Here is a 24,873-nt window from a genome sequence, read left to right on the forward strand (position 1 = left end):
GCATACGCAGTCTTTGTCTTACCCGAGCCGGTGCCGCCAATGCGCCGGCGCGTTTTTGTCCAGCGGCCCAAGACAGCGCGACTGGTCATCACCGTCTGCCGTCTTCTGCTGGCGCTCCCCCGCTTACTTTTCGCAAGGACTTTCCCGTGACTACCGTGATCTGCGGCTCGCTGGCCTACGACAACATCATGACGTTCGAAGGTCGCTTCGGCGAGCACATCCTGCCTGATCAGGTGCACATCCTGAACGTCAGCTTCCTCGTGCCGACAATGCGTCGCAACTTCGGCGGCTGCGCCGGCAACATCGGCTACAGCCTGCATCTGCTGGGTGGCTCGCCGGTCGTCATGGCGACGGTCGGTGAAGATGGCGCCGCGTACCTTGAGCGCTTCCAGTCGCTCGGTATGACGACGGAGTTCGTGCGCACGGTCACGGACAGCATGACGGCCAATGCGATGATCACCACCGATCTGGACAACAACCAGATCACCGCCTTTCACCCGGGGGCGATGATGTTCTCGTCGCGTAACCGCGTGGCCGATGCAAAGGGCGCCACGCTCGGCATCGTCGCACCGGACGCCTCGGACGCCATGCTCACGCACGCCGAAGGTTTCGCCGCTGCGGGCGTGCCGTTCATGTTCGATCCGGGTCAGGGCCTGCCGATTCTGTCGCCTGAGGCACTGCGTCGCATGGTGGAACTTGCCACGTATCTGGCGGTCAACGACTACGAAGCCAAGCTCCTCTGCACGAAGACCGGATGGTCGATGGAAGATCTCCAGTCGCGTGTCGAGGCACTTGTCGTCACGCGCGGAGAACACGGGGCCCAGATCTTCGCCGGCGGCAAGCAACACGACATTCCTGCCGTGCCCGCCAAGCGTGTCGTCGACCCGACCGGATGCGGCGACGCGTTCCGTGGCGGTTTGCTGTATGGCATCGAAAAGGGCCTCGACTGGCCGACGACCGGCCGCCTGGCCAGCCTGATGGGTTCGCTCAAGATTGCCGAGCAGGGTCCGCAGACGTATGCACCGACGCGCTCGGAAATCGAAGCGCAATATGAAGAAGCGTTCGGCCACCGCTTCGAATGATTTGACGAAAGGCATAACGATGGCACGACTCACCACACCGCTAATCATCCTCGCCGCTGCGGCGTCGCTCACACTGTCCGCCTGCACGGCGTTCGGCCCGAGCAACTCGGCAAGCGTCTACAACAGCCGTCAGGCGCAACGCGAACAGGTCGTGCGAATGGGCACGGTCGAATCGGTGCGTCCGGTCACGATCGATAGCAGCAACGGTGACCCGGGCATTCTGGGCATCGCCGGTGGCGGCGCGCTCGGCGCCATTGGCGGCAGCGCCATCGGTGGCGGTCGCGGTTCGATTGCGACGGGCATCGTCGGGGGTATTCTCGGTGCGGTGGCCGGTCAGGCCATCGAGAGCCGCGTGAGCAAGAAGGCCGGTCTCGAGATCACCGTGCGTCTGGACAACGGTGAATTGCGCGCGATTACTCAGGATGCCGACGAGGCATTCCAGCCGGGTCAGCGCGTGCGCCTGCTCTCGAGCGGCGGCGTGACGCGTGTAACGCACTAAGGCGACACGTCACACCGAAAAAATGGGCGACTTCGGGTCGCCCATTTTTGTTTGGCCATGAAAAAACCCGCTGTGACGATCACTCATCACAGCGGGTTTCGGACCGGGTAGGCCTACCCGATCAGAAGACACCTAAGTGCCTTGGTTCCTGCATCGGCACTCGGATTACGGACGGCTGCCGGTCGGGAACGGCCATGCCGCTGCCGGGTTCAGTGCCGTCTTCGGTGCAGCAGCGGGTGCTGCGGCCGGAGCAGCAGCAGGCTTAGCGGCAACCTTCTTGACGGCCGGCTTCTTCGCAGCAGGCTTCTTCGCGGCAGGCTTCGCAGCGGCCTTCTTCGCAGCAGGCTTAGCAGCAGCCTTCTTTGCAGCAGGCTTCTTGGCAGCAGCCTTCTTCGCAGCCGGCTTCTTGGCAGCAACTGCCTTCTTCGCGGCCGGCTTCTTGGCAGCAACCTTCTTCACCGCTGCTTTCTTGGCGGCCGGCTTCTTGGCGGCAACCTTCTTCACTGCTGCCTTCTTGGCAACCGGCTTCTTGGCGGCAACCTTCTTCACCGCTGCCTTCTTGGCGACCGGCTTCTTAGCGGCAACCTTCTTCACCGCTGCCTTCTTGGCGACCGGCTTCTTGGCGGCAACCTTCTTTGCTGCCGGCTTCTTAGCGGCAACAGCCTTCTTCGCTACCGGCTTCTTGGCAGCGACAGCCTTCTTCGCTACCGGCTTCTTGGCGGCGGCCTTCTTTGCAACGGGCTTCTTGGCGACAGCTTTCTTAGCCGCCGGCTTCTTGGCAACAGCCTTCTTAATCGTAGCCATGACAAAACTCCTTAACGTGAGAGATCACTCAAACGAAACTACCTGAGAAGGAAACCCGACCACCGTGCGGGAACCGCCGGCGAGCGGGCTATTCATCGGCGTACGCATCGAACTACGACCGCTTACGCTAATGAATTCGGCGCTGCGCGCATGACGCTGACCGTATGTGGTCACGCGCGCAAAAAAATTGCCGGCGACATTGCCGCCAGCAATTCGATTGTCTTGAGAAAGGGGGATCGCCAGATTCTTCGGGGGGTAGCTTGCCTGTCCCGTCATCGGGATGGAGGAGATTGCGATAGCGGATAAGCGATACAGCTTGCTATGCACCAAGGTTTTTACGCTCCGTAACTACCAGCTCTCTGTCGCGGGAGGAAAGCAGTGAGTGCTTTCGTGTGTTCATCGAGACTGCAATTTATTTGAGCGAATAATAATTCTTTTGTGATGCGATGTTAATACTTTGTGCGTAAAAAAGCGCACATCAATCGTAACGAAGAAGTCAATCTGTTGTATTTGATGCACATCACACTCGCATGTCGATGCGTGCGATGCGTGTGTTCGATGTCTTCGACGTGCTCTGCTGTGTCTTCGACATGCGCTTCACTGCAATCTCTGAAGCGATCTCCGAAGCCAACTTCGAAGCGAGAACTTCAACGTGCGAGTGAGGATGATGTGTGTGACCGACGCCTCTTCTTCGTCTTCTCTTGCATCAGTCACGCGTGCCGGGCACGCACACACCACCCTCTCGAAACCCGCATGGATGCTCGCTTTGCGCGACGCATCCATTTTTCACTCAATGCTTAGTCCCAGCTCAGTGCGCCACCGGTCTGGTACTCGATCACTCGCGTTTCGAAGAAGTTTCGTTCCTTCTTCAGGTCGATCATTTCGCTCATCCACGGGAACGGATTCTCTTCGTTCGGGTAGAGCGCTTCGAGACCGATCTGTGCGCAACGACGATTCGCGATGAAGCGCAGGTAGCTCTTGAACATGCCCGCGTTCAGACCGAGCACGCCGCGCGGCATCGTGTCTTCTGCGTAGCGATACTCAAGCTCGACTGCCTTCTTGAACAGCTCGCGAATCTCTTCGCGGAATTCCGGCGTCCACAGATTCGGGTTTTCCAGCTTCACCTGGTTGATCAGGTCGATGCCGAAGTTGCAGTGCATCGACTCGTCGCGCAGGATGTACTGATACTGCTCCGCAGCACCGGTCATCTTGTTCTGACGGCCCAGCGCCAGAATCTGCGTGAAGCCCACGTAGAAGAACAGACCTTCCATGATGCAGGCGAACACGATCAGCGAACGCAGCAGCTTCTGGTCAGCTTCCTGCGTACCTGTCTTGAACGACGGATCGGCCACCACTTCAATGAACGGCAGAAGGAATTCGTCCTTGTCGCGGATCGACGCCACTTCGTGATACGCGTTGAAGATCTCGGCTTCGTCCAGACCCAGGCTTTCGACGATGTACTGATAGGCGTGCGTGTGGATCGCTTCTTCAAACGCCTGACGCAGCAGGAACTGACGGCACTCCGGCGCAGTGATGTGGCGATAGGTGCCCAACACGATATTGTTCGCGGCAAGCGAGTCGGCCGTCACGAAGAAGCCGAGGTTGCGCTTGATGATGCGGCGCTCGTCTTCGGTCAGACCGTTCGGGTCCTTCCACAAGGCGATGTCGCGCGACATGTTGATTTCCTGCGGCATCCAGTGGTTCGCGCAACCGGCAAGGTACTTTTCCCAGGCCCACTTGTACTTGAACGGCACCAGTTGGTTCACGTCCGTCGTGCCGTTGATCACGCGCTTGTCCGAGGCGCTCACGCGGCGCGTCGACTGCGAGGCGATCGTGTGCGGCGCGTCGTCTTGCGTGCCCAGAATGTTCGATGCAGGCGCAGCCGGTGCTGCGGCAGGTGCCGGTTTGGCGGTAGAGGTCTCTTCTTCCCAGTTCAGCATAGGGTCTCGGTCCGTTCAGGTTGATGCGAAACACGTTTGGTACGCGTATCGCCGAAGTGACAGATCAGCCGTTCGCGCACGAAGGCCGACGAAAAAATTGCGATATTGCTGCCGTCAATCAGAGGACGACGACGAAAAATCCGCGAGTGGCAATGCTTGGTATTGGGGGTAAAGCAGATTCGCTTTCGCGCTAATTTGAATGACAACGTCGATGATGACTCCGGTCCCGAGGCTGCAATCTTTGTCTTGCAACATCATGATCTCCCGACGTCGATCGAATGACTCCAATTTAGCACAATACCGTCACGCATTCCAGTCCATCGACACCATATATTGTGTCGTGTCATGCCGCCACCACAATACCTAGTGTTTGCGAGCATACCGTCGTCACGTGACGCGCGGCCTTGCGGGACCGGCATCTTGCCACGAAACGACGCCGCACGACAGCGTTTGCAGTGCATCAAAATGACGCGCGGCCGCATTGGCGTATCCTGTGCGGCAAGCGCCAGAGCGTCGCGGACCGGAACACAAGATTGCGGCGCGCGCCACTGCCACCACCTCCCCGGCGCCAACGAAGGAGATACTGACGATGACATCCCCACGCGCCGACGGCGCACAGGCCCCGGCCAACGAACCGGGTCCGACACCGCTCACCCTCACCCCCGGCAAACCGATCCGCCTCGCCAGAGGTGCGCTCATCGCCGAAGTGCAGCCGGGTTGCGGCGCGCGCCTGTCGCGTCTGGCGCGTCGCGACACCCGCGGCGACCTGTTCGACTACCTCGTACCGCTCGGCAATGAGCCATTTTCCTCGGACGAATGGCCCAAGGCCGGTGCGTTCCCAATGCTGCCGTATACCAATATGTTGCGCGACGACACGCTGCACTGGCGCGGTAGCACCATCACCGTTCACGAGACGCCCGCCACGTCGAGTTCGTTGCATGGCTGGGGGCTGCGACGCGCGTGGGAGGTCGTCGACGAAAGCACGCATTGCTGCGTGCTGCAACTCGACAGCCCCGCGCAGCCCGAATGGCCCTGGCACTATCAGGCGTACCTTTCGGTGACGCTCGACGAGCAAGGCGTCGACATGCAGCTCTCGCTCACCAACCTCTCGGCGCAGGACATGCCCGCAGGGCTCGGCCTGCACCCGTACTTTCGCTGGCCCGCCGGCGCGCGCGTGGCGTTCGAGTCCGAGGCGCTGTGGCGCTCGCCGTCGGAGGACATTCGCTGGCCGAGCGAGCAACGCGTGCACGTCGGGCAGATGGAAGTGGTGTCGGTCGGCGGTGGCCTGGATACGGGCGGACGTTCGACCTGGTTTGCCGAAGTCCCCACCGAGTCGGGACGCTTCGACGCCCGCATCGACTACGCTGGCGGGCTGCGCAGCGCCACCGTGCGTAGCGACGATGCGACCTGGCTCGTCCTGCACTCGCCCGCTGGCCGCCCCTATCTCTGTCTGGAGCCGTCGACGCATCGCGTGGGCGAGTTCGACACCGACCACGTAGTGCTCGCTCACGGTCAGACGCTCGATCTGTCGATGCGCATCGATCTGGCCTGATCCGAAAACACACGTTAGCCGCAGCCAAAGAAAAACCCCGTCGCCCTTTCGGATCGACGGGGTTTTCCCGAAGACGCGAGCCGCATGTGACATGCGGCACCGCATCACAAACAACTTACTGGCAAGCCTCGCACTCTTCGAAGCCCGGGTCGCCCGGACGCATCGTGCAGACGGCGCCTTCGGCTTCCGGCATCGGCTGCGCCAGCGGCGAGGTCGGCTCGGCCGAGAAGCCACCCGACACGCCACCCGAGCTCGGCACTGCGTTCAGTGCGCCGTGGCTGACCGTCGACTTCTCGACGTGCGTTGCGGCCATCGTACGGAGGTAGTACGTGGTCTTCAGTGCACGCGTCCAGGCCAGCTTGTACGTCTCGTCAAGCTTCTTGCCCGACGCACCCGCCATATAGATGTTGAGCGACTGCGCCTGATCGATCCACTTCTGACGACGCGACGCTGCTTCGACCAGCCACTTCGGCTCAACTTCGAACGCCGTGGCGTAGATCTCGCGCAGGTCGGCCGGCACACGGTCGATACGGGCAAGCGAACCGTCGAAGTACTTCAGGTCGGCGACCATCACTTCGTCCCACAGACCGCGGGCCTTCAGGTCACGCACCAGGTACTCGTTGACCACCGTGAATTCGCCCGACAGGTTCGACTTCACGTACAGGTTCTGGAACGTCGGTTCGATACAGGCCGACACGCCGATGATGTTCGAGATGGTGGCCGTCGGAGCGATAGCCACGCAGTTCGAGTTGCGCATACCGTGCGCGGCAATGTGCTTGCGCAGGCTGTCCCACTCGAGCGTGCTCGACAGATCGACGTCGACGTAACCGCCGCGCTCTTCCATCAGGAGCTTGAGCGAGTCCTGCGGCAGGATGCCGCGATCCCACAGCGAGCCCTTGTACGACGAGTACTGACCGCGTTCCTTCGCCAGCTCGGTCGACGCCCAGTAAGCGTAGTAGCAAACCGCTTCCATCGAACGGTCGGCGAACTCGACGGCGGCGTTCGATGCGTACGGCGTGCGCAGCAGGTGCAGGCAGTCCTGGAAGCCCATGATGCCCATGCCCACCGGACGGTGATGCAGGTTCGAGTTGCGCGCCTTCGCCACCGCGTAGTAGTTGATGTCGATGACGTTGTCGAGCATGCGCATCGCCACGCGAATAGTGCGTTGCAGCTTCTCGTGATCCAGCTCGTAACCGTTGGCCGTCTGCTTCAGGTGAGCCACGAGGTTCACCGAGCCGAGGTTACACACGGCGATTTCCGTCTCGCTCGTGTTGAGCGTGATTTCCGTGCACAGGTTCGACGAGTGCACCACGCCCACGTGTTGCTGCGGCGAGCGGATGTTGCACGGGTCCTTGAACGTGATCCACGGATGGCCGGTTTCGAACAGCATGCCCAGCATCTTGCGCCACAGCGCTTGTGCGGGCACCTTCTTGAACAGCTTGATCTCGCCGCGTGCGGCCTTCTCTTCGTAAGCCGTGTAAGCCTGTTCGAACGCGCGGCCGTACTTGTCGTGCAGATCCGGGCAGGTCGACGGCGAGAACAGCGTCCACTCCGCACCTTCCATCACGCGCTTCATGAACAGATCGGGAATCCAGTTCGCCGTGTTCATGTCGTGCGTACGGCGACGATCGTCACCCGTGTTCTTGCGCAGTTCCAGGAATTCTTCGATGTCCAGGTGCCACGTTTCCAGGTAGGCGCAGACCGCGCCCTTGCGCTTGCCACCCTGGTTCACGGCTACGGCCGTGTCGTTGACCACCTTGAGGAACGGCACCACGCCCTGGCTCTTTCCGTTCGTGCCCTTGATGTGCGAGCCGAGTGCGCGAACCTGCGTCCAGTCGTTGCCCAGACCACCGGCGAACTTCGACAGCAGTGCGTTTTCCTTGAGCGCTTCGTAAATGCCTTCCAGATCGTCCGAGACGGTCGTCAGATAGCACGACGAGAGCTGCGAGCGACGCGTGCCCGAGTTGAACAGCGTCGGCGTGGAGCTCATGAAGTCGAAGCTCGACAGGATCTGATAGAACTCGATCGCACGCGCTTCGCGCTCGACTTCGTTCAGTGCCAGACCCATGGCCACACGCATGTAGAACGCCTGCGGCATTTCGATGCGATGGCTATCGATATGCAGGAAGTAGCGGTCGTACAGCGTTTGCAGGCCGAGGTAGTTGAATTGCAGGTCGCGGTTGGCGTCGAGCGCGGCGGCCAGCTTGCCCAGATCGAACGAGAGCAGTTGCTCGTCGAGCAGTTCGGCGTCAACGCCTTGCTTGATGAAACGCGGGAAGTATTCGATGTAACGCGCAGCCATCTGGCCCTGCGGCACTTCTTCGCCGAGGATTTCGCGGCGGATCGTGTGCATCAGGATACGTGCGGTGACCTGGCTGTATGCCGGTTCCTTCTCGATCAGGGTACGCGAGGCGAGGATCGCCGAATCGTAGACCTGCGACAGCGGCACGCCGTCGTACAGGTTCTTGATGGTCTCGGCCAGAATCGGCTCGGCGGTGACTTCACTGCCGAGATTGTCGCAGGCTGCGTTCACCACGCCGCGCAGTGCCGCCATGTCGAGCGGGCGCGTCACACCGTTGTCGGTGACATTGAGCACCGGGGCGTCGGGCGTTGCCGCCTCTTGCGTGGTCTCGCCAGCGTGAGCGCGCTCTTGCGAACGCTTCTCGCGGTACAGCACATAGGCGCGGGCGACGTTGTGCTCGCCTTCACGCATCAGCGCGAGTTCGACCTGATCCTGAATGTCTTCGATGTGGAACGTACCGCCGTTCGGGCGGCTGCGCACCAATGCGCGCACGACGTTTTCCGTCAACTGTTCCACGAGCTCGCGTACGCGCGCCGAAGCCGCACCCTGACCGCCGTTCACTGCCAGGAATGCCTTGGTCACGGCGATTGCGATCTTCGACGGCTCGAAACCCACCACCGTGCCGTTGCGTCGGATCACTTTGAAGTCGGCGTTGGTTGCCGGCTCGAATGCGCCCGTCGTCTGGGGCGCCGACGCACCCGTGCCACTGCCAGCGTTCGCGGCGGGCGTCGGGTTCGGGCGGGTGAGGTTTTCGTTAGTCTGCATGTAAAAACTCCCGTTCCAATGAGATGGTGCTGTTAGCGCACTTCCACCAGCAATACTGAGTACTGAAGTCGGCAAAAATGCGCCCTGGGGGCGCCGATGGAGCGAAGTGCTGAACACCGCACGACCGACGGACGGCCAAGGGTTCGAGGTGTCCGCTGCACGGCTTTGCTGCTGTGCCGCCCCACAAAACGCCGCAGGACAAGCACGGTATTGATGGATCTTGCTTCCCGGTCACTGACCACTATATGTAGTGGTTGGGGGCCGGATTGGCACTAAGTATAGTGGAGATGACGCACTCCGCAAACTCAAAAATTTCATTCCCGGGAAGGCCCGTCGGGTCTTCGTGTCAAGCAAAACCTGCCACCCGGTGAGGGTTAATCTGCCTTCTGAAACGGCAGCGCCTCCGGCGCCAGCGCGGCCATCCGACGCAGCCGTTGCCACTCGAAGTGCGGCCCCGGGTCCGTCTTCCGACCAGGTGCTATATCGGCATGTCCGGCCACGGCTTGAATCGGATAATGCTCACGCAAAACACGCGTAAGCGCCGCCAATGTCGCGTACTGCGCCGCCGTGAAAGGTACGTCGTCCGTCCCTTCCAATTCGACGCCGATCGAGAAATCGTTGCAGCGCGTGCGTCCCTCGAACGACGACGCCCCCGCATGCCACGCCCGCGCATCGCACGACACGTACTGTTGCAACGCACCATCGCGACGCACCAGAAAATGCGACGACACGTGCACGCCGCGAATCTCGTCGAAGAACGGATGCGCATCGTGATCGAGCCGGTTCTGGAAGAACGCCGGAATCTCGTCGCCGCCGAATTGCCCCGGCGGCAGCGAGATGTTGTGGACCACGAGCAAACCGATGGGCATACCCGGCGGACGCACGTCAAAGTTCGGCGACGGCAGGCGCTCTGCCTGCCGCACCCATCCTTCGGCGTCGAGTGTGAGCGCGGGCAGTTTGTCCGGTGCGTTCATGCGTCACCTCGCGAACGCGCGGCCGCGACGTCGACGCCGCTGCGCCACCCGAATCGACGCGTCGATGGAGACGATCGAACAGATAGCAGCGGGGCAAACGACCGGAGCGAAACGTTAGGGGACGCAGATGACTGGAGCATGACGGGCACAACGAACTCCCGTAGAGCGAGGGGTGGCATTGTAGCCCACTTGGCGTGACGTCGCCGGTGACCGGCCCGGTCGGGAAGTCCGCCGCGAGGCAGGCGAAGTCCCAGTGTCGTGTGGGACTTCGTCCGAAACAAGTCGAAAAATAAAAAGGAAATTCCCAAAGAAGAAGCCCCTCGCCTGACCTGGCCGAGAGGCTTCCGTGGGCGTGTCCACGCCCGGGGATGGCACCGCTCTCGTGTCATACAACACGGACACCATCCCGCGCCGCTCACAGGTGCGACGCTAATGGCCGTTGCCGGCCGGTAAAACGCGTTGGCACTCGCAATAACGTCACTGTCCTTGGTCTCCCTCCGTTCGATTTCAGGGGAACGCCGGAATCGCGGCCTCGATGCCCTCCATATGGGCTTCGGGGTGATGCTCCTTGAGCATCTCGCGAATCTCCTCGACGCGGCTCTCGCGCACATCCACCATCAGCAGGATCATGCCGCGCTCCAGCGGTTCACGAAACGTCTTGAGTCGCGAGTTAGGCACCGAGACACCGATCATGCTCGACACCCATGCGCCGAACAGCGCGCCGAGCGGTGCCGTCACGATCATCAACTCCCATTGGGGACGTGTGCCCACGATGGGGAAAAACGCCGCGACTGCACCGACTGCCAGACCACAGAAGCCGCCGATCACGAGCCCGGCTTCGGCGCCGTGCACGATATCGGAAGTCTGTAGCAGGTTAGCCTCGTGCAGTCCCTCCAGGTCCATTTCGTCACGTGCCATAAAGTGGATGTGACGCTCCTCGATCCGGGCGAGCAACAGATCGCTCATCGTGCGCTGGGCACTGGCCAGATCGGGAAGAAGGAAATACATCCGTCTGCGCATTAGCATGTTGCGCCCTCCTGTCGTCGCCCCGTCCGCCTGTAAGACCGTTTCGACACAGCTCGACGAATGGGGTCGGTTACTGTGTTTTAGTGCATGCGACAGGCATGCGCAAGCCGGTGCAGGCCGTGAGCGGCGATGCAAAGCGTTCGCAGGGACTCAGGGGATCGGGCGAGATGAGCAGAGATGTGCAGGGATGCGCGATCGCTGCGCGGACGGGCCGCGCAGCAGGACTCAGACGCGGTGTTCGCGCGCGAGGTAGGCGTCGCGATGCGCGGTGCTGCAAAAGTGTTTGCCGCCAGCGCCCGACAACGATTCGCTTTCGGGAAGATAGGTATCGCACTCGCTGCAACGCACCATGCGCTCGGCGGGCGGCAGCGATTGCTGGGTCGTGGTCTGGCCACCATTGCCCTGCGGCGTGCGCATGCGCTCATTTCGTTGGGGGCCTTCGGAATTGCGCTTACGCTCGTTGTGACGCATCCACCACGTCCCGGCAATAAGGAGCAACAGTAACAGCAGGATATTGCGCATCGCGCTTCAAGTCTCCGTCATGCGATGCAGCACCACCTCAAGCACGAAGCGAGAACCGACATACGCCAGCAACAGCGCCACGAACGACGCCAGAACCCAACGCAGCGCGACCTTGCCGCGCCACCCGTAAAAATGCCGCCCCAGCAGCACCGCGCCGAACATCAGCCACGACACCACCGCGAACACGGTCTTATGATCGATGCGCACCGCGCGCCCGAAGAGTGCCTCGGAGAACATCACGCCGGAGATCAGCGTCAGCGTAAGCAGTACGAACCCTGCGCCGATCAGACGGAACAGCAGCTTCTCCATCGTAAGCAGCGGCGGCAGCGTCTCAAGCCAGCGCGAGAGCCAGCCCGTCGCCTCGTTGCTGCGCGACGGATGCAGTTGCCGCTCGGCATAGATCATCAGCAATGCGTGCAACGCCGCCAGCGCGAACAGACCGTAGGCCATGTTGGCGATGATGAAGTGCGCCTTGAACACCGGATTGGCGGCAAATCCCAGAATGCGCACGTCCGGAAAGATCATCGGCAACAGACACGCGACAGCTGCCACGGGTGTGACCATCAGTCGCAGGCTCTCGAGCGGGAAAAAGAAACTCTCGATCCAGTAGATGCCGACCGAAAGCCACAACATGGCCGAGAGCATGTACGCGAAACCGAAGTGCATGCTGTCGGCGCGGAAGATCGTCTGATGCAGCAACACCCCGTGCAGCACGAGCGCGGCGAACAGCGAAAGCTGCATCGGCCAGCGCGAGGGCGTGCCCGTGACGGGCGCAGGCGCGACTTGTCCGCCCGCGAGTGCGAGCGCGGCGTCGCGCCGGTATCCTTGCCACGAACAAACCGCCAACCCGGCGTAGAGGATGGCGGTCAGCGCATACAGTAAAATAGTCATGTTTGAAGTTTACACCAGCCCATGAGGGGCGCGCTGCCGTGCTTGCCACCGCCGTCTACGGCCCGGGGGGCGGGCAACCGAGGCCGCTGAAGGTCTTACAGGATACGTTTCATGCTCGACAATCTCACTACGCGCCTTGCCAAAGTCGTCAAGACCCTGCGCGGCGAAGCCCGGCTGACCGAAGCCAACACGCAGGAAATGCTGCGCGAAGTGCGCCTCGCCCTGCTCGAGGCCGACGTCGCCCTGCCGGTGGTGCGCGATTTCATCGCCAAGGTGAAGGAAAAGGCCCTCGGTGAGGAAGTCATTTCCAGCCTGTCGCCCGGCCAGGCACTCGTCGGCGTGGTGCAGCGCGAACTGACCGCGCTGATGGGCGGCGACTACGAAGGCCGTGCCGCCGAACTCAATCTCGCCACTACCCCGCCTGCCATCATCCTGATGGCCGGTTTGCAGGGTGCAGGTAAGACGACGACCGTCGGTAAGCTCGCCAAGCTGCTGCGCGCCCAGAAGAAGAAAGTCCTCACGGTTTCCACCGACGTCTACCGCCCCGCCGCTATCGCCCAGTTGGAGACGGTCACGAAGCAGGTCGACGCCGACTTCTTCCCGTCGCAACCCGACCAGAAGCCGGTCGATATCGCCCGCGCCGCCGTGGACTGGGCACGTCGCCATCACCATGAAGTGCTGCTCGTCGATACGGCCGGCCGTCTGGGTATTGACGAAGCGATGATGCAGGAAATTAGTGCCCTGCACGCTGAGCTGAAACCGATCGAAACGCTGTTCGTCGTCGACGCCATGCTCGGCCAGGACGCCGTGAACACCGCCCGCGCCTTCAACGACGCGCTGCCGCTCACCGGCGTGGTGCTCACCAAGCTCGACGGCGATTCGCGCGGCGGTGCGGCGCTGTCGGTGCGTCACGTCACGGGCAAGCCGATCAAGTTCGTCGGTGTCGGCGAAAAGCTCGACGGCCTCGAAGTCTTCTACCCGGATCGCATGGCGAACCGGATTCTCGGCATGGGCGACATTCTCGCGCTCGTCGAGGAAGCCCAACGCGGCGTTGACGTTCAGGCCGCGCAAAAGCTCGCCGACAAGGTCAAGAAGGGTGGCGACTTCGATCTGAACGACTTCAAGGCGCAGATCGGCCAGATGAAGAAGATGGGCGGCCTGTCGTCGCTCATGGACAAGCTGCCGGCCCAATTCCAGGCCGCCGCCAGCCAGACCAATATGGATCAGGCCGAGAAGCAGGTGCGCCGCATGGAAGGCATCATCAACTCGATGACGCCCGCCGAGCGCGCCAAGCCGGAACTGATCAAGGCGAGCCGCAAGCGCCGTATCGCCGCCGGTGCGGGCGTTCAGGTGCAGGAAGTCAACCGCATGCTGAATCAGTACGATCAGATGCGCACGATGATGAAGAAACTCAAAGGCGGTGGCATGATGAAGATGATGCGCAGCATGAAGGGCATGATGCCCGGCATGCGCTGATTGAGACTCATCCGGTCGCGGTCCGGTCTGAACTACGGGCTTTCCGTATATACTCCGGGCCGCACATAGCGAAACCCCCGCAACACCGTTCCACAGGGTCGCCCCATATGAACCGCGAAGAAGCGCTCGAAGTATTCCGTAATTCCGAAGAAATCGTCTCCGCAGACGAGGTCAACCGGTCCGTCGACACCATGGCCAAAGCCATCAAGGCCGCCGTCGGCGACGACTTCCCGATGGTGCTGTCGGTCATGGGCGGCGCGGCCGTCTTCACCGGCATGCTGTTGCCGCGCCTCGACTTCCCGCTCGAATTCGACTACATCCACCTCTCGCGCTACAACAACACCACCACCGGTGGTGCGATGCAGTGGCGCGTCGCGCCGCGCGACTCGGTGCGCGACCGCGTGGTGCTCGTGCTCGACGACATTCTCGACGAAGGTGCGACGATGGCCGCGATTCGCGACCGCATTCTCGAAATGGGCGCATCGAAGTTCTACAGCGCCGTGTTGTGCGAGAAGATCCTGACAAAGGAGAAGCCGTCGCATCCGGATTTCTGCGGCTTCACCGTGCCGGATCGCTACGTCTTCGGCTGCGGCATGGACGCCAAGGGATACTGGCGCAACCTGCCTGCGATTCGCGCGCTGACGACGCCGCGCTAATCGGAATGCAACATCGTCGCCGGATTCGTCCCGCGACAAATAAGAAAGGGGCCTGTTCGCACAAGGCCCCTTTTCTTTTGTGTCGCCCGGCAGCGCCAGCCGCCTGAGCCAGCGTCAGAACTGGTGGACGAAAACTTTCACGCCCTTCAGGATCATCTCGACCGAGATCGCCACCAGAATCAGCCCCATCAGCCGTTCGAACGCCGCCACAACCCGCGAGCCCAACCATCGCTCGATACGGTCGGCAAGCAACAGCACCACCGCGCACACGGCCATCGTCACGCTGAGCGCGGTAATCCATTCGAGCATGCGACCCGGTTGCTGCGAGACGAGCAGCATGACGGTCGCGAGGGCCGACGGCCCGGCCAGCGCCGGAATCGCAAGCGGGACAATCAACGGCTCACCAGCATCCGGCAGCGAGCCGTGGTCCGGACGCGGAAAGATCATCCGCAGCGCGATCAGGAACAGCACGATACCGCCCGCGAGCTGCAACGACAGGTCGGTGAGACTCATCATGCGCAGGAATCGCTCGCCCACCAGCATGAACAACAACAGGATCGCGAACGCGATCAAGACCTCACGAACGATCACGCGTGGCCGTCGGCCCGCTGGCACGTTCTTCAGTGCATTCACGAAAATGGGGATGTTGCCGAACGGATCGGTAATCAGCAGCAACAGCACGGTGGCCGACGCGAACGTGTATTCCATACAGACGACGCCTTCAGATATGACAACGGCAGCCGCCGGGGCGACTGCCGTCAGGTAATGCGTTTGTGCCGATACGAGGCGCGCGAGACCTGAGCATCGTGCGGCGCGCTACCGGCAATTACCGGCAACGCGTCGCATGTCACTCGATCAGACCGCCTTGGCGGCGCGCACCTTGCCGGTGACGACTTCCGCCACCGAGGCGGCGTCGAGCAACTGGGCTTCCGTGTCGCGACGGCCCTGATACTCGATCTTGCCTTCCTTCAGGCCACGGTCGCCGATCACCACGCGATGCGGCACGCCGATCAGCTCCCAGTCCGCGAACATCACACCCGGACGCTCGCCACGGTCATCGAGAATCACGTCGACGCCAGCGGCCACCAGGTCTTCGTACAGCTTGTCGGCGGCAGCCCTCACGGCGTCGCTACGGTCGTAACCCATCGGGCACAGCACCACTTCGAACGGCGCAATCGATTCCGGCCAGATGATGCCGCGCTCGTCGAAGTTCTGCTCGATGGCCGCGCCGAGAATACGCGTGATGCCAATGCCGTAGCAGCCCATCTCCATCGGCGCCGGCTTGCCGTTCTCGTCGAGGAACGTGGCGTTCATCGCCTCCGAATACTTCGTCCCCAACTGGAACACGTGACCGACTTCGATGCCACGGCACAGGGCGATCTCGCCCTTGCCGTCCGGCGAGGCGTCGCCCGGCACGATGTTGCGCAGATCGGCGACGATTTCCGGTTCCGGCAGATCGCGGCCCCAGTTCACACCGGTGATGTGGAAGTCCTTCTCGTTCGCCCCCACCACGAAGTCGCTCATGTGCGCGACGCTGCGATCGACCACGAGCTTGACCGGCTTCTTCGTGCCGATCGGGCCCAGATAGCCCGGCGGCGTGCCGAACCATTCGACAATCTCGGCTTCGCTTGCGAAGCGCAGTTCGCCCAGCCCCGGCACCTTGCTCGCCTTGATCTCGTTGAGCTCGTGATCGCCACGCAGCAACAGCAGCCAAACCTGCGTGCCGGTGTCTTTGCTGTCGGTGGCCAGCACGATCGACTTGACGGTGCGTGCCAGCGGGATCGAGAGCAGCTCGGCCACGGCTTCGCACTTGGCCTTGCCCGGCGTCGCGGTCTTGGTCATGGCTTCGGCAGCGGCCGGACGCTCACCTTGCGGCGGCAGCGCTTCGGCCATCTCGACGTTGGCCGCATAGTCCGACGTCGGGCAGTAGGCAATGGCGTCTTCACCGGTCTCGGCGATCACGTGGAATTCGTGCGAGCCCGAGCCGCCGATGGAGCCGTTGTCGGCCACCACAGCGCGGAACTCCAGACCCAGGCGCGTGAAGATGCGCACGTAGGCGTCGAACATCTTTTGATACGACACTTGCAGGCCCGCGCGGTCCTTATCGAAGGAGTAGGCGTCCTTCATGATGAATTCGCGGCCACGCATCACGCCGAAACGCGGACGAATTTCGTCGCGGAACTTCGTCTGCACCTGATAGAAGTTCACCGGCAGTTGACGATAGCTCTTGATCTCGCGGCGAGCGATATCCGTCACCACTTCCTCGTGGGTCGGGCCGACGACGAAATCGCGGTCGTGACGATCTTTCAGGCGGAGCAGTTCCGGGCCGTACTTCTCCCAGCGACCCGACTCCTGCCAGAGTTCGGCCGGTTGCACGGCTGGCATGAGCAGTTCCAGCGCACCGGCGCGGTTCATTTCTTCACGGACGATGGCTTCGACCTTGCGGATCGAGCGCAGGCCGATCGGCAGGTAATCGTAGATGCCGCCGGCAACGCGGCGAATCATGCCGGCGCGCATCATCAGCTTGTGGCTGACGATTTCGGCGTCGGCGGGAGCTTCCTTGAGGGTGCCGATGAAGAAACGAGAGGCTTTCATGCAGATTTCCGGAAAAAATAGGGTCAACGGCGCACGCGACGGTTCGGTCTGATGCAGGGAAGCGGGGCCGGGACGATGCGGATTGACGCCGTGCGCCATCCTCGCACCCCCTGAGACACCCGCCGGCCGTACGCGCCGCCCCGGTTACCCGAGCCGCCGCCGGCCGCCGCGCCGGTGATTATCTGTTTATAATCGAAGCAATTTTAAAGGATTCAGGGGTGGTTGTATGCTGGACCGTGAAGGCTTTCGCCCGAACGTCGGCATCATCCTCTTAAACGCACGCAATGAAGTGTTCTGGGGCAAGCGGCTGGGCGAGCACTCCTGGCAGTTCCCGCAAGGCGGCATCAAGTACGGCGAAACGCCAGAACAGGCCATGTTCCGAGAATTGCACGAGGAAACCGGGCTAAAGCCAGAACACGTCAAAATCATCGGTCGCACACGCGACTGGCTGCGTTACGAGGTGCCGGACAAGTTCATCAAACGCGAAGTGCGCGGACATTACCGGGGCCAGAAGCAGATCTGGTTCCTGCTGCGCATGGTCGGACGCGACTGCGATATCTGCTTGCGCGCAACCGATCATCCCGAGTTCGACGCCTGGCGTTGGAACGAATACTGGGTGCCGCTCGACGCCGTGATCGAATTCAAGCGCGATGTGTATCAGCTCGCCCTGAACGAACTCTCGCGTTATCTGCGACGCTCGGCTGCACGCGCCCAGCAGGACCGGCGACGGTTTCCGCGCGCCGGTGCCCGGGTCGGCGAAATGCCACCGGGGGCTACGGATGCGTCGCACGAGCAGGAGGACAGCTACGGCGGCGGCAATTGTGGCGACAGTGACGGCAGCGACACCGCCGATCCTGCCGCCAACACCGGCACTGCCGACAGTGCCGACCTTCAGCACCGCCGGGGGCACTGAACCAGGCGGCTGACGGCCTGTCTCAACACCGGACGCGGGCACGGTTGCCCGCGTCGGCTTTTTTTGATCTCTCGACCACACTCCCATGCGTCCTTCGATTGCCCGCCGCGCCCCGCGCCTGGCCACGCTTGTCTCTCTGGCCGCTCTGGCGCTGATCGCCGCCTGCAGCAGCGTGTCCCAGCCCGTTCAGGACTTTGACGAATACATGGCGCAGCAGGAAGCCGCCAAGGGCAAGTGGAAGGAGGCGGAATACAAGATGCCGACGGCCGCGCCGCAAGACGCCGATCTGATCAGCTTCTCGACGCTGCCGAACGCCACGCTCGACTATGCCGTCGACGCGAAGTCCATCGAAGTCACCCGGGAAGACGGCGTGGTGCGCTACATCGCGGTGATCCGCAGCAAGAGCGGTGCGCGCAACGTGTCGTACGAGGGCATCCACTGCTCGTCGTTCGAATCTCGCTTGTACGCGACCGGCCGTCCAGACGGCACGTGGGCACCGGCGCGCAACAGCGAATGGCGTCCGATCAAGCCGTACGGCTCGACCGCGTATCAGGGCATTCTGTACCGCGACTTCCTCTGCCAGGACAAGACGCCCTACGGCTCCGCCAAGGACATCGTCCAGAACCTGCGCTATCCGACGACGCCCGCCGCCTATCGCTAAGTCTGTGCCGGACCGACGCCGCCGCCTCGACGGCGTCATGACGCAAAAAAACGCCGGTCACGTATCACGTGCCGGCGTTTTTCGCATCTGACGGTCTGCGCGGATGCGGATCAGCGCAGGATCAGGTTGTCGCGGTGAATCAGTTCGGGCTCGTTCGCAAAGCCCAGCACCTGTTCGATGTCGCTGCTCGGGTGACGACGAATGAGGCGCGCCTCCGAGGCACTGTAGTTGGATAGGCCGCGCGCGACCTCATGGCCCGTCTCGTCGACACATGAGATAACTTCACCTCGCGCAAACGTCCCTTCGACGTCGATCACGCCGATCGGCAGCAGGCTCTTGCCCTCTTCCATCAGCTTCTTGCACGCGCCCGCATCGATCACCACACGACCGCGCACCTGAAGGTGATCGGCCATCCATTGCTTGCGGGCCGTCAGGACCGCCGTGCGCGCCACGAGTTGCGTGCCAATGGCTTCACCACCGGCCAGACGCACCAGTACGTCCGCTTCGCGACCCGACGCGATCACGGTATGTGCGCCGCTCGTCGCTGCGCGTTTAGCCGCCAGAATCTTCGTCAGCATGCCACCACGACCGATGTTCGTGCCCGCACCGCCCGCCATCGCTTCGAGGCGCTCATCCCCGGCTTCGGCTTCGTGCACAAACTCGGCATCGGGGTCTTTGCGCGGATCGGCCGTGTAGAGGCCCGACTGGTCGGTCAGAATGACGAGCGCGTCGCCGTCGATCAGATTCGTGACCAGTGCGCCGAGCGTGTCGTTGTCGCCGAACTTGATTTCGTCGGTCACGACCGTGTCGTTCTCGTTGATGATCGGCACCACCCCCAGACGCAGCAGCGTGAGCAGCGTCGTGCGCGCGTTCAGATAGCGTTCGCGGTCGGCCAGATCGGCGTGCGTGAGAAGAATCTGTGCGGTGCGCACGCCATGCTCGGCGAAACGCGTCTCGTAGACTTGCGCGAGGCCCATCTGACCGACGGCGGCAGCCGCCTGCAATTCGTCGATGGCCTTCGGGCGCTTGGCCCAGCCCAGACGCTGCATCCCCTCCGCAATCGCGCCCGAACTCACGAGCACGACCTGCTTTGGCGGACGTCCGTCGCCCCCGTGCCGCAACGCGGCGATCTGCTGCGCCCAACGCGCAATGGCGACATCATCCAGCCCGCGACCGTCGTTGGTCACGAGACTGGAGCCCACTTTCACCACGAGCCGCTTGGCATCGGCGATGACCGAACGCATGGACCTGGATTCTCCTGCGGATGTATTGGGAAGACGAGACCACCGTGCCCGGGACGATGCCGCGCGTGCGGATCGTCTCTCATTGGGCCACAGCAGCCGGATCGCTGGCGTTGGCGCAAGGCCCGGGACCTGATGACGTTCTATACCTTACGACGTCAGCGCCAGCGTTTGAGTGATGTGGAGTTTACGCCTTTGGCGTGTCGTCCGTTGGGATTTGTGGTGCGGCGTCGGCGGGCGGCGTGGCGCTACCTGCGCGGAAACGCGGATCGGCGGCGGCGTCTTCGATCGCTTCTTCGACCGCGCCACGCTGCTGGTACAGATACTCCTGCACCGCCAGACACAACTTCTCGCAACCTTCGCCCGTCAGTGCGGAGATTTCGAAGGTCGGGCCGCTCCAGCCGTAACGCTCCTTGAAGTCGGCGACGCGCGCTTCACGCTCCGCCTCAGGCACCATGTCGACCTTGTTGAGCACCAGCCAACGCGGCTTCTGGAACAGCTCCTCGTCGTACTTCTGCAATTCGAGGACGATGGCTTTCGCGTCCGCCACCGGATCGACGCCTTCGTCGAACGGTGCGATGTCCACGATGTGCAGCAACAGACCGGTGCGCTGCAAGTGACGCAGGAACTGGTGGCCGAGGCCTGCCCCTTCGGCAGCGCCTTCGATCAGCCCCGGAATATCGGCGATCACGAAGCTACGGCCCGGCGCCGTGCGCACGACACCCAGATTGGGGTGCAACGTCGTGAACGGATAGTCTGCAACCTTCGGACGCGCGTTCGACACCGACGAGATAAACGTCGACTTGCCCGCATTGGGCATGCCGAGCAGGCCGACGTCCGCGAGCACCTTCAGCTCAAGCTGGAGCATGCGGCGCTCACCGGGCTTGCCGGGCGTCGTCTGACGCGGTGCGCGGTTCGTGCTCGATTTGAAATGGATGTTGCCCAGACCGCCTGCACCGCCCTGCGCGAGGATCACTTCCTGACCGTGTTCGGTCAGATCGGCGATGGTCTCGCCCGTGTCCATGTCAGTAATGATGGTGCCCACCGGCATACGCAGCGTGATATCGTCGCCGCCCTTGCCGTAGCAGTCCGAACCGCGACCGCGCTCACCGTCCTTCGCCAGATGCTTCTTCGAATAACGGTAGTCGATCAGGGTGTTGATGTTGCGATCCGCCACGGCGAGCACGCTGCCGCCACGACCGCCGTCGCCGCCGTCAGGTCCGCCGAACGGCACGAATTTCTCACGGCGCATCGATGCCGAGCCGTTGCCGCCGTCCCCGGCGATCACCTCGATTCGCGCTGCGTCAATGAATTTCATGTGGGTCCGTCCCGCTTAATGACCGTCCGCAGACGATCCAGAATACTGTTCGATGATCCACGCCGCGCGGCATCCAGTGCGCGCTGGCGGGAGAAACAAAAAAGGCTCCGCATGGAAGCGGAGCCTTTTGGTGGCAAAAGGCTTAGCTTACGCTGCCGCTACCACGCTAACCACTTGCTTCTTCGCTGCGCCCTTGACGGCGAACTGCACATGGCCATCGGCCAGTGCAAACAGCGTGTGGTCCTTACCGATACCGACGTTTTCGCCGGCATGCATACGAGTACCGCGTTGGCGAACGATGATGCCGCCAGCCAGGATTGCCTGACCGCCGTACACCTTCACGCCGAGGCGCTTCGACTCGGAATCGCGGCCGTTACGGGACGATCCGCCTGCTTTTTTGTGTGCCATGACTTAACTCCTTACCTAGCTCGATCGATTAGCCGTTGATGCTGTCGATACGCAGCTCGGTGTAGTTTTGGCGATGGCCTTGACGCTTTTGGTAGTGCTTGCGACGGCGCATCTTGAAAATCTTCACCTTGGGGTGACGACCCTGGGCGACAACGGTAGCCTTGACGGAAGCCCCAGTGACCAACGGCGCACCGAACTTAATCGATTCGCCCTCGCCAACGGCGAGAACCTGGTCAATGGTGATTTCAGCGCCAATGTCAGCCGGTATCTGTTCTACTTTGAGCTTTTCGCCAGCAGCAACCTTATATTGCTTACCGCCGGTTTTTATGACCGCGTACATTGTTGAACCTCACTCATAAACAAGAGAATTCTCGTGCAGACCGAGGGTCCCGAAAGGACTCCACCTACCGGTCGAACGCCCCCGCCGCAGCCCGCTTTCCGAAGTATTTTCGGACGCGGCGCAACGAATGCACGCACGAAAACGGGGAATTATACAGACTTTCTCCTTTTGCGTCAAAGACTTCCGTAACTCCAGTCATTCCGCGGCCCTGGTGCCCGAAAGTCGCCGCGCCCACTATATAATTTGGGGCGAATTTTTCCTCACCCGAGCCTTGTCTTGACTGCTTCGACTTCTGCCCAGAACGTACTGGCCGCCATCACCGACGACATGAAAGCCGTCGATACGCTTATCCGCCATCGGCTGGCCTCCGAGGTGGTCCTGATCAATCAGATCTCGGAATACATCATCAATTCGGGCGGCAAGCGGCTACGCCCTGCATTGCTGCTGCTGGTCTCCGGCGCGCTGGGCGTGACATCGCCCGCCCGCTACGAGCTGGCGGCCGTCATCGAATTCATCCACACCTCGACGCTGCTGCACGACGACGTCGTCGACGAGTCCGATCTGCGCCGCGGCAAGCAGACTGCCAATGCGCTGTTCGGCAATGCGGCGTCGGTGCTGGTCGGCGACTTCCTGTATTCGCGTTCGTTCGAGATGATGGTGAGCGTGGACAACATGCGCGTGATGCAGATCCTCGCGCGTGCGACCAACGTCATCGCCGAAGGGGAAGTGCTTCAGTTGCTGAACATGCACGACCCCGATGTGGACGAGGCGCGCTACCTTCAGGTCATCAAGTACAAGACAGCCACGCTGTTCGAAGCAGCGACGCAACTGGCGGCGGTGCTCGCCAACGCCGATGCGCAGACCGAAGCCGCCGTCTGCGAATACGGCGGCCGTCTGGGCACTGCCTTCCAATTGATGGACGACTGGCTCGACTACGCCGGCGACACCGATGCGATGGGCAAGAACGCTGGCGACGACCTGCGCGAAGGCAAACCGACGCTGCCGCTGATTCACGTTCTGCAACACGGCACGGAAGAAGAGCGCGCGCTCGTACGCGAAGCCATCGAGAATGGCGGCACCGACAAGTTCGAGCCGATCCTCGCCGCGATCAAGCGCACGGGTGCGCTCGACTACACGCTCGCACGTGCTCAGGAAGAGGCAGATGCTGCCGCACGAATTATTTCTACACTCCCCTCTTCCCATTATAAAAATAGCCTGCTAGAATTATGTTCTTACTCGATAGCGCGACGCACTTAGCGAAGTAGCAGTATCGAAGCGGGGTGTAGCTTAGCCTGGTAGAGCGCTACGTTCGGGACGTAGAGGCCGGAGGTTCGAATCCTCTCACCCCGACCAGGATTTACTTTGCTCTCAAGCAAAGCAAAAAAACCGACGGACTTGTCCGTCGGTTTTTTTATTTCTACTGCCGGATACATTCGCTACGTCCGCCCCATCGAAAAGTCGGCAGTCCGTCACATCCCTCCGATGAGATGTCGGCGTCTGGCTACGCAGCAAACCTTCCAATCCCCTCTGATATAGTGGCGACTCATTGCCACCGCCCGCGCTTAGCCGCCCCAAAACGCTTGGACGCCTTGCCCTTATGGGCGCAGATCTGCGCCGTCGCCTTCCTGATCATCTGCTCGGGATTCTTTTCCATTTCCGAGACGAGCATGATGGCGCTCAACCGCCATCGACTGAAGCACCTCGTACGCATGAACGTACACGGCGCGCGCGCGACACAGGGATTGCTCTCTCGCACGGAAGACCTGCTCTCGACCATTCTCGTCGGCAATAACGTCATCAACACGGTCGTGCCGGTGCTCACCACGTCCATCGCGGTGCGCTACTTCGGCAACGACGCCATCACGCTGTCGATCGCGACAGCAATGATCGCGCTGCTCATCATCATCTTCGCTGAGATCGGACCGAAGATCGTCGGCGCGACTTACCCCGACCGCATCGCCCTTTCCGTCAGCACGCCGCTCAAACCGATCGTGACGGCAGCGAAGCCGCTCGTGTGGGTGCTCAACACGTTCGTGCGCGGCATGCTGCGCGTGCTGCGCATCGATACGCGCACTGCGGCGAGCGAGACGCGCCTGACCACCGAAGAACTGCGCACCATCGTGCTCGAAGCTGGCAACTACATGCCGACTAAGCCACGTAGCGTGCTGCTCAATCTGCTCGATCTCGAGAACATCGCAGTCGACGACGTGATGGTGCCGCGCGCGCGCATCGAAGCGCTCGATATCTCAGCGCCCCTCGACACGATCCTCTCGCAACTCGAAACCTGTTATCACAACAAGCTACCCGTCTATGACGGCGACATCGATCGCATCGTCGGCATTCTGCCGGTGCGCCGTACGCTCTCCGCGTTGCGTCACCCGGACGATCTCACAGTCGATACGTTGCGCGCGTTGCTCGTCGAACCGTATTTCATTCCGAGCGATACCCCCGCGCTGCGACAGTTGCAGTACTTCCAGGAAAACCATCGACGCGTGGGACTCGTGGTCAACGAGTACGGCGAAGTCGAAGGGCTGGTGACGACCGAGGACATCATCGAGGAACTCATCGGCGAGTTCACGACGAGCGTACCGGGTGCCGGCGGCAGCCGTTCGGGGTGGACGGCGGACGACGATTGTCTGGTCGGCGGTGGCGTGGGTCTTCGCGATCTGAACCGGCGACTGGGACTGCATCTGCCGACCGACGGGCCGAAGACACTCAACGGCCTGATTCTCGAAGTGCTGCGCGAAATTCCCGAAGCGTCCGTCAGTCTCGAGATCGACGGCGTGCGTATGGAAATCGTGCAGATCGATAACCAGGCGATCAAAACGGTACGCCTGTTCAAACCGACGGCGCGGGCCGCGCATCACGACTAAAGCTACGCGAACGACGTGAGGCGATCACGTCGTAG

General features: G+C 61.9%; 24 protein-coding genes and 1 tRNA gene. 10 read left to right on the forward strand and 15 right to left on the reverse strand.

What is annotated here, in order from left to right:
- The first annotated feature begins 146 nt into the window (after window positions 1-146).
- Together PCO31010_RS24585 and PCO31010_RS24590 are read left to right on the forward strand one after the other, a co-directional pair.
- Window positions 147-1,082 (forward strand): carbohydrate kinase family protein, encoded by a 936-nt coding sequence (locus tag PCO31010_RS24585; RefSeq protein WP_039393270.1) that lies wholly within the window; start codon window positions 147-149, stop codon window positions 1,080-1,082.
- A 19-nt stretch (window positions 1,083-1,101) separates the two neighbouring features.
- Entirely contained in the window at window positions 1,102-1,581 is a 480-nt protein-coding gene (locus tag PCO31010_RS24590; protein WP_150666572.1) for an outer membrane lipoprotein, read from the forward strand.
- Window positions 1,582-1,746: 165 nt separating this feature from the next.
- On the opposite strand, the gene PCO31010_RS24595 is transcribed toward PCO31010_RS24590, so the two are convergent.
- The 3 genes from PCO31010_RS24595 to PCO31010_RS24605 all read right to left on the reverse strand — a co-directional run bounded on the left by PCO31010_RS24595 (window position 1,747) and on the right by PCO31010_RS24605 (window position 4,325).
- A complete protein-coding gene (locus PCO31010_RS24595; RefSeq protein WP_150666573.1) occupies window positions 1,747-2,385 on the reverse strand; it encodes a histone H1-like DNA-binding protein in 639 nt (212 codons plus the stop codon).
- A 24-nt stretch (window positions 2,386-2,409) separates the two neighbouring features.
- The gene (locus tag PCO31010_RS24600) at window positions 2,410-2,715 is read right to left on the reverse strand and encodes a hypothetical protein (RefSeq protein WP_150575904.1); all 306 of its coding nucleotides are present in this window, start codon (window positions 2,713-2,715) and stop codon (window positions 2,410-2,412) included.
- A 467-nt stretch (window positions 2,716-3,182) separates the two neighbouring features.
- Entirely contained in the window at window positions 3,183-4,325 is a 1,143-nt protein-coding gene (locus tag PCO31010_RS24605; RefSeq protein ID WP_150666574.1) for a ribonucleotide-diphosphate reductase subunit beta, read from the reverse strand.
- A gap of 589 nt (window positions 4,326-4,914) precedes the next feature.
- On the opposite strand from PCO31010_RS24605, the gene PCO31010_RS24610 reads away from it, so the two are divergent.
- On the forward strand, window positions 4,915-5,877 hold the full coding sequence (locus PCO31010_RS24610) for an aldose epimerase family protein (RefSeq protein WP_150666575.1): 963 nt from the start codon (window positions 4,915-4,917) through the stop codon (window positions 5,875-5,877).
- 115 nt (window positions 5,878-5,992) lie between these two features.
- Here PCO31010_RS24610 and PCO31010_RS24615 read toward each other — a convergent pair whose 3' ends face one another.
- The 5 genes from PCO31010_RS24615 to PCO31010_RS24635 all read right to left on the reverse strand — a co-directional run bounded on the left by PCO31010_RS24615 (window position 5,993) and on the right by PCO31010_RS24635 (window position 12,357).
- Window positions 5,993-8,944: a ribonucleoside-diphosphate reductase subunit alpha gene (locus PCO31010_RS24615; RefSeq protein WP_150666576.1), complete on the reverse strand. Its 2,952-nt coding sequence runs from the start codon at window positions 8,942-8,944 to the stop codon at window positions 5,993-5,995.
- 374 nt (window positions 8,945-9,318) lie between these two features.
- Window positions 9,319-9,918, reverse strand: a complete 600-nt coding sequence (gene ampD, locus PCO31010_RS24620) for a 1,6-anhydro-N-acetylmuramyl-L-alanine amidase AmpD (RefSeq protein ID WP_150666577.1) — start codon at window positions 9,916-9,918, stop codon at window positions 9,319-9,321.
- A 507-nt stretch (window positions 9,919-10,425) separates the two neighbouring features.
- Entirely contained in the window at window positions 10,426-10,938 is a 513-nt protein-coding gene (locus PCO31010_RS24625; protein WP_150666612.1) for a DUF1269 domain-containing protein, read from the reverse strand.
- Window positions 10,939-11,169: 231 nt separating this feature from the next.
- Entirely contained in the window at window positions 11,170-11,466 is a 297-nt protein-coding gene (locus tag PCO31010_RS24630; protein ID WP_039393289.1) for a PP0621 family protein, read from the reverse strand.
- 6 nt (window positions 11,467-11,472) lie between these two features.
- A complete protein-coding gene (locus PCO31010_RS24635) occupies window positions 11,473-12,357 on the reverse strand; it encodes a cytochrome C assembly family protein (protein WP_039393291.1) in 885 nt (294 codons plus the stop codon).
- Window positions 12,358-12,468: 111 nt separating this feature from the next.
- Between PCO31010_RS24635 and ffh the strand changes: the two genes are divergently transcribed.
- The gene (ffh, locus tag PCO31010_RS24640; RefSeq protein WP_150666578.1) at window positions 12,469-13,833 is read left to right on the forward strand and encodes a signal recognition particle protein; all 1,365 of its coding nucleotides are present in this window, start codon (window positions 12,469-12,471) and stop codon (window positions 13,831-13,833) included.
- Between the two features lie 107 nt (window positions 13,834-13,940).
- Window positions 13,941-14,489, forward strand: a complete 549-nt coding sequence (locus tag PCO31010_RS24645; protein ID WP_046289850.1) for a hypoxanthine-guanine phosphoribosyltransferase — start codon at window positions 13,941-13,943, stop codon at window positions 14,487-14,489.
- Window positions 14,490-14,603: 114 nt separating this feature from the next.
- Here the strand turns inward: PCO31010_RS24645 and PCO31010_RS24650 are convergent, their stop codons facing one another.
- Together PCO31010_RS24650 and PCO31010_RS24655 are read right to left on the reverse strand one after the other, a co-directional pair.
- Complete coding sequence (locus PCO31010_RS24650) at window positions 14,604-15,197, reverse strand: MarC family protein (RefSeq protein WP_150666579.1); 594 nt, start codon at window positions 15,195-15,197, stop codon at window positions 14,604-14,606.
- Window positions 15,198-15,344: 147 nt separating this feature from the next.
- Window positions 15,345-17,084, reverse strand: coding sequence for a proline--tRNA ligase (locus PCO31010_RS24655; protein ID WP_150666580.1), 1,740 nt, complete (start codon window positions 17,082-17,084; stop codon window positions 15,345-15,347).
- Between the two features lie 226 nt (window positions 17,085-17,310).
- Between PCO31010_RS24655 and PCO31010_RS24660 the strand changes: the two genes are divergently transcribed.
- Window positions 17,311-17,997, forward strand: coding sequence for an RNA pyrophosphohydrolase (locus PCO31010_RS24660; RefSeq protein WP_150666581.1), 687 nt, complete (start codon window positions 17,311-17,313; stop codon window positions 17,995-17,997).
- Between the two features lie 85 nt (window positions 17,998-18,082).
- Window positions 18,083-18,658 carry a CNP1-like family protein gene (locus tag PCO31010_RS24665; protein ID WP_150666582.1) on the forward strand — a complete coding sequence of 192 codons (576 nt, stop codon included), beginning with the start codon at window positions 18,083-18,085 and terminating at the stop codon, window positions 18,656-18,658.
- A 110-nt stretch (window positions 18,659-18,768) separates the two neighbouring features.
- Here the strand turns inward: PCO31010_RS24665 and proB are convergent, their stop codons facing one another.
- The 4 genes from proB to rplU all read right to left on the reverse strand — a co-directional run bounded on the left by proB (window position 18,769) and on the right by rplU (window position 21,965).
- Entirely contained in the window at window positions 18,769-19,902 is a 1,134-nt protein-coding gene (gene proB, locus PCO31010_RS24670; RefSeq protein ID WP_150666583.1) for a glutamate 5-kinase, read from the reverse strand.
- A gap of 184 nt (window positions 19,903-20,086) precedes the next feature.
- The gene (cgtA, locus tag PCO31010_RS24675) at window positions 20,087-21,217 is read right to left on the reverse strand and encodes an Obg family GTPase CgtA (protein WP_150666584.1); all 1,131 of its coding nucleotides are present in this window, start codon (window positions 21,215-21,217) and stop codon (window positions 20,087-20,089) included.
- 147 nt (window positions 21,218-21,364) lie between these two features.
- Entirely contained in the window at window positions 21,365-21,625 is a 261-nt protein-coding gene (rpmA, locus tag PCO31010_RS24680; protein WP_039393311.1) for a 50S ribosomal protein L27, read from the reverse strand.
- A gap of 28 nt (window positions 21,626-21,653) precedes the next feature.
- Window positions 21,654-21,965 carry a 50S ribosomal protein L21 gene (gene rplU / locus PCO31010_RS24685; protein WP_039393314.1) on the reverse strand — a complete coding sequence of 104 codons (312 nt, stop codon included), beginning with the start codon at window positions 21,963-21,965 and terminating at the stop codon, window positions 21,654-21,656.
- Window positions 21,966-22,292: 327 nt separating this feature from the next.
- On the opposite strand from rplU, the gene PCO31010_RS24690 reads away from it, so the two are divergent.
- Together PCO31010_RS24690 and PCO31010_RS24695 are read left to right on the forward strand one after the other, a co-directional pair.
- Window positions 22,293-23,222, forward strand: coding sequence for a polyprenyl synthetase family protein (locus PCO31010_RS24690; RefSeq protein ID WP_233327767.1), 930 nt, complete (start codon window positions 22,293-22,295; stop codon window positions 23,220-23,222).
- Between the two features lie 19 nt (window positions 23,223-23,241).
- Window positions 23,242-23,318: transfer RNA gene (locus PCO31010_RS24695), tRNA-Pro, on the forward strand.
- A gap of 190 nt (window positions 23,319-23,508) precedes the next feature.
- On the opposite strand, the gene PCO31010_RS27105 is transcribed toward PCO31010_RS24695, so the two are convergent.
- The gene (locus PCO31010_RS27105) at window positions 23,509-23,634 is read right to left on the reverse strand and encodes a hypothetical protein (protein ID WP_257125707.1); all 126 of its coding nucleotides are present in this window, start codon (window positions 23,632-23,634) and stop codon (window positions 23,509-23,511) included.
- Between PCO31010_RS27105 and PCO31010_RS24700 the strand changes: the two genes are divergently transcribed.
- Window positions 23,633-24,838 carry an HlyC/CorC family transporter gene (locus tag PCO31010_RS24700; protein ID WP_246184764.1) on the forward strand — a complete coding sequence of 402 codons (1,206 nt, stop codon included), beginning with the start codon at window positions 23,633-23,635 and terminating at the stop codon, window positions 24,836-24,838. The genes PCO31010_RS27105 and PCO31010_RS24700 overlap by 2 nt on opposite strands.
- Window positions 24,839-24,873 lie beyond the last annotated feature (35 nt).

Source organism: Pandoraea commovens (genome assembly GCF_902459615.1).
In the GTDB taxonomy this organism is placed as follows: Bacteria; Pseudomonadota; Gammaproteobacteria; order Burkholderiales; family Burkholderiaceae; genus Pandoraea; species Pandoraea commovens.

Coding starts and splice junctions, on each gene's coding strand:
- PCO31010_RS24590 (WP_150666572.1), top strand. CDS start 1,102: ATGGCACGACTCACCACACCGCTAATCATCCTCGCCGCTGCGGCGTCG.
- PCO31010_RS24595 (WP_150666573.1), bottom strand. CDS start 2,385: ATGGCTACGATTAAGAAGGCTGTTGCCAAGAAGCCGGCGGCTAAGAAA.
- PCO31010_RS24605 (WP_150666574.1), bottom strand. CDS start 4,325: ATGCTGAACTGGGAAGAAGAGACCTCTACCGCCAAACCGGCACCTGCC.
- PCO31010_RS24610 (WP_150666575.1), top strand. CDS start 4,915: ATGACATCCCCACGCGCCGACGGCGCACAGGCCCCGGCCAACGAACCG.
- PCO31010_RS24615 (WP_150666576.1), bottom strand. CDS start 8,944: ATGCAGACTAACGAAAACCTCACCCGCCCGAACCCGACGCCCGCCGCG.
- ampD (WP_150666577.1), bottom strand. CDS start 9,918: ATGAACGCACCGGACAAACTGCCCGCGCTCACACTCGACGCCGAAGGA.
- PCO31010_RS24625 (WP_150666612.1), bottom strand. CDS start 10,938: ATGCGCAGACGGATGTATTTCCTTCTTCCCGATCTGGCCAGTGCCCAG.
- PCO31010_RS24630 (WP_039393289.1), bottom strand. CDS start 11,466: ATGCGCAATATCCTGCTGTTACTGTTGCTCCTTATTGCCGGGACGTGG.
- PCO31010_RS24635 (WP_039393291.1), bottom strand. CDS start 12,357: ATGACTATTTTACTGTATGCGCTGACCGCCATCCTCTACGCCGGGTTG.
- ffh (WP_150666578.1), top strand. CDS start 12,469: ATGCTCGACAATCTCACTACGCGCCTTGCCAAAGTCGTCAAGACCCTG.
- PCO31010_RS24645 (WP_046289850.1), top strand. CDS start 13,941: ATGAACCGCGAAGAAGCGCTCGAAGTATTCCGTAATTCCGAAGAAATC.
- PCO31010_RS24650 (WP_150666579.1), bottom strand. CDS start 15,197: ATGGAATACACGTTCGCGTCGGCCACCGTGCTGTTGCTGCTGATTACC.
- PCO31010_RS24655 (WP_150666580.1), bottom strand. CDS start 17,084: ATGAAAGCCTCTCGTTTCTTCATCGGCACCCTCAAGGAAGCTCCCGCC.
- PCO31010_RS24660 (WP_150666581.1), top strand. CDS start 17,311: ATGCTGGACCGTGAAGGCTTTCGCCCGAACGTCGGCATCATCCTCTTA.
- PCO31010_RS24665 (WP_150666582.1), top strand. CDS start 18,083: ATGCGTCCTTCGATTGCCCGCCGCGCCCCGCGCCTGGCCACGCTTGTC.
- proB (WP_150666583.1), bottom strand. CDS start 19,902: ATGCGTTCGGTCATCGCCGATGCCAAGCGGCTCGTGGTGAAAGTGGGC.
- cgtA (WP_150666584.1), bottom strand. CDS start 21,217: ATGAAATTCATTGACGCAGCGCGAATCGAGGTGATCGCCGGGGACGGC.
- rpmA (WP_039393311.1), bottom strand. CDS start 21,625: ATGGCACACAAAAAAGCAGGCGGATCGTCCCGTAACGGCCGCGATTCC.
- rplU (WP_039393314.1), bottom strand. CDS start 21,965: ATGTACGCGGTCATAAAAACCGGCGGTAAGCAATATAAGGTTGCTGCT.
- PCO31010_RS24690 (WP_233327767.1), top strand. CDS start 22,293: ATGAAAGCCGTCGATACGCTTATCCGCCATCGGCTGGCCTCCGAGGTG.
- PCO31010_RS24700 (WP_246184764.1), top strand. CDS start 23,633: ATGATGGCGCTCAACCGCCATCGACTGAAGCACCTCGTACGCATGAAC.
- PCO31010_RS27105 (WP_257125707.1), bottom strand. CDS start 23,634: ATGCTCGTCTCGGAAATGGAAAAGAATCCCGAGCAGATGATCAGGAAG.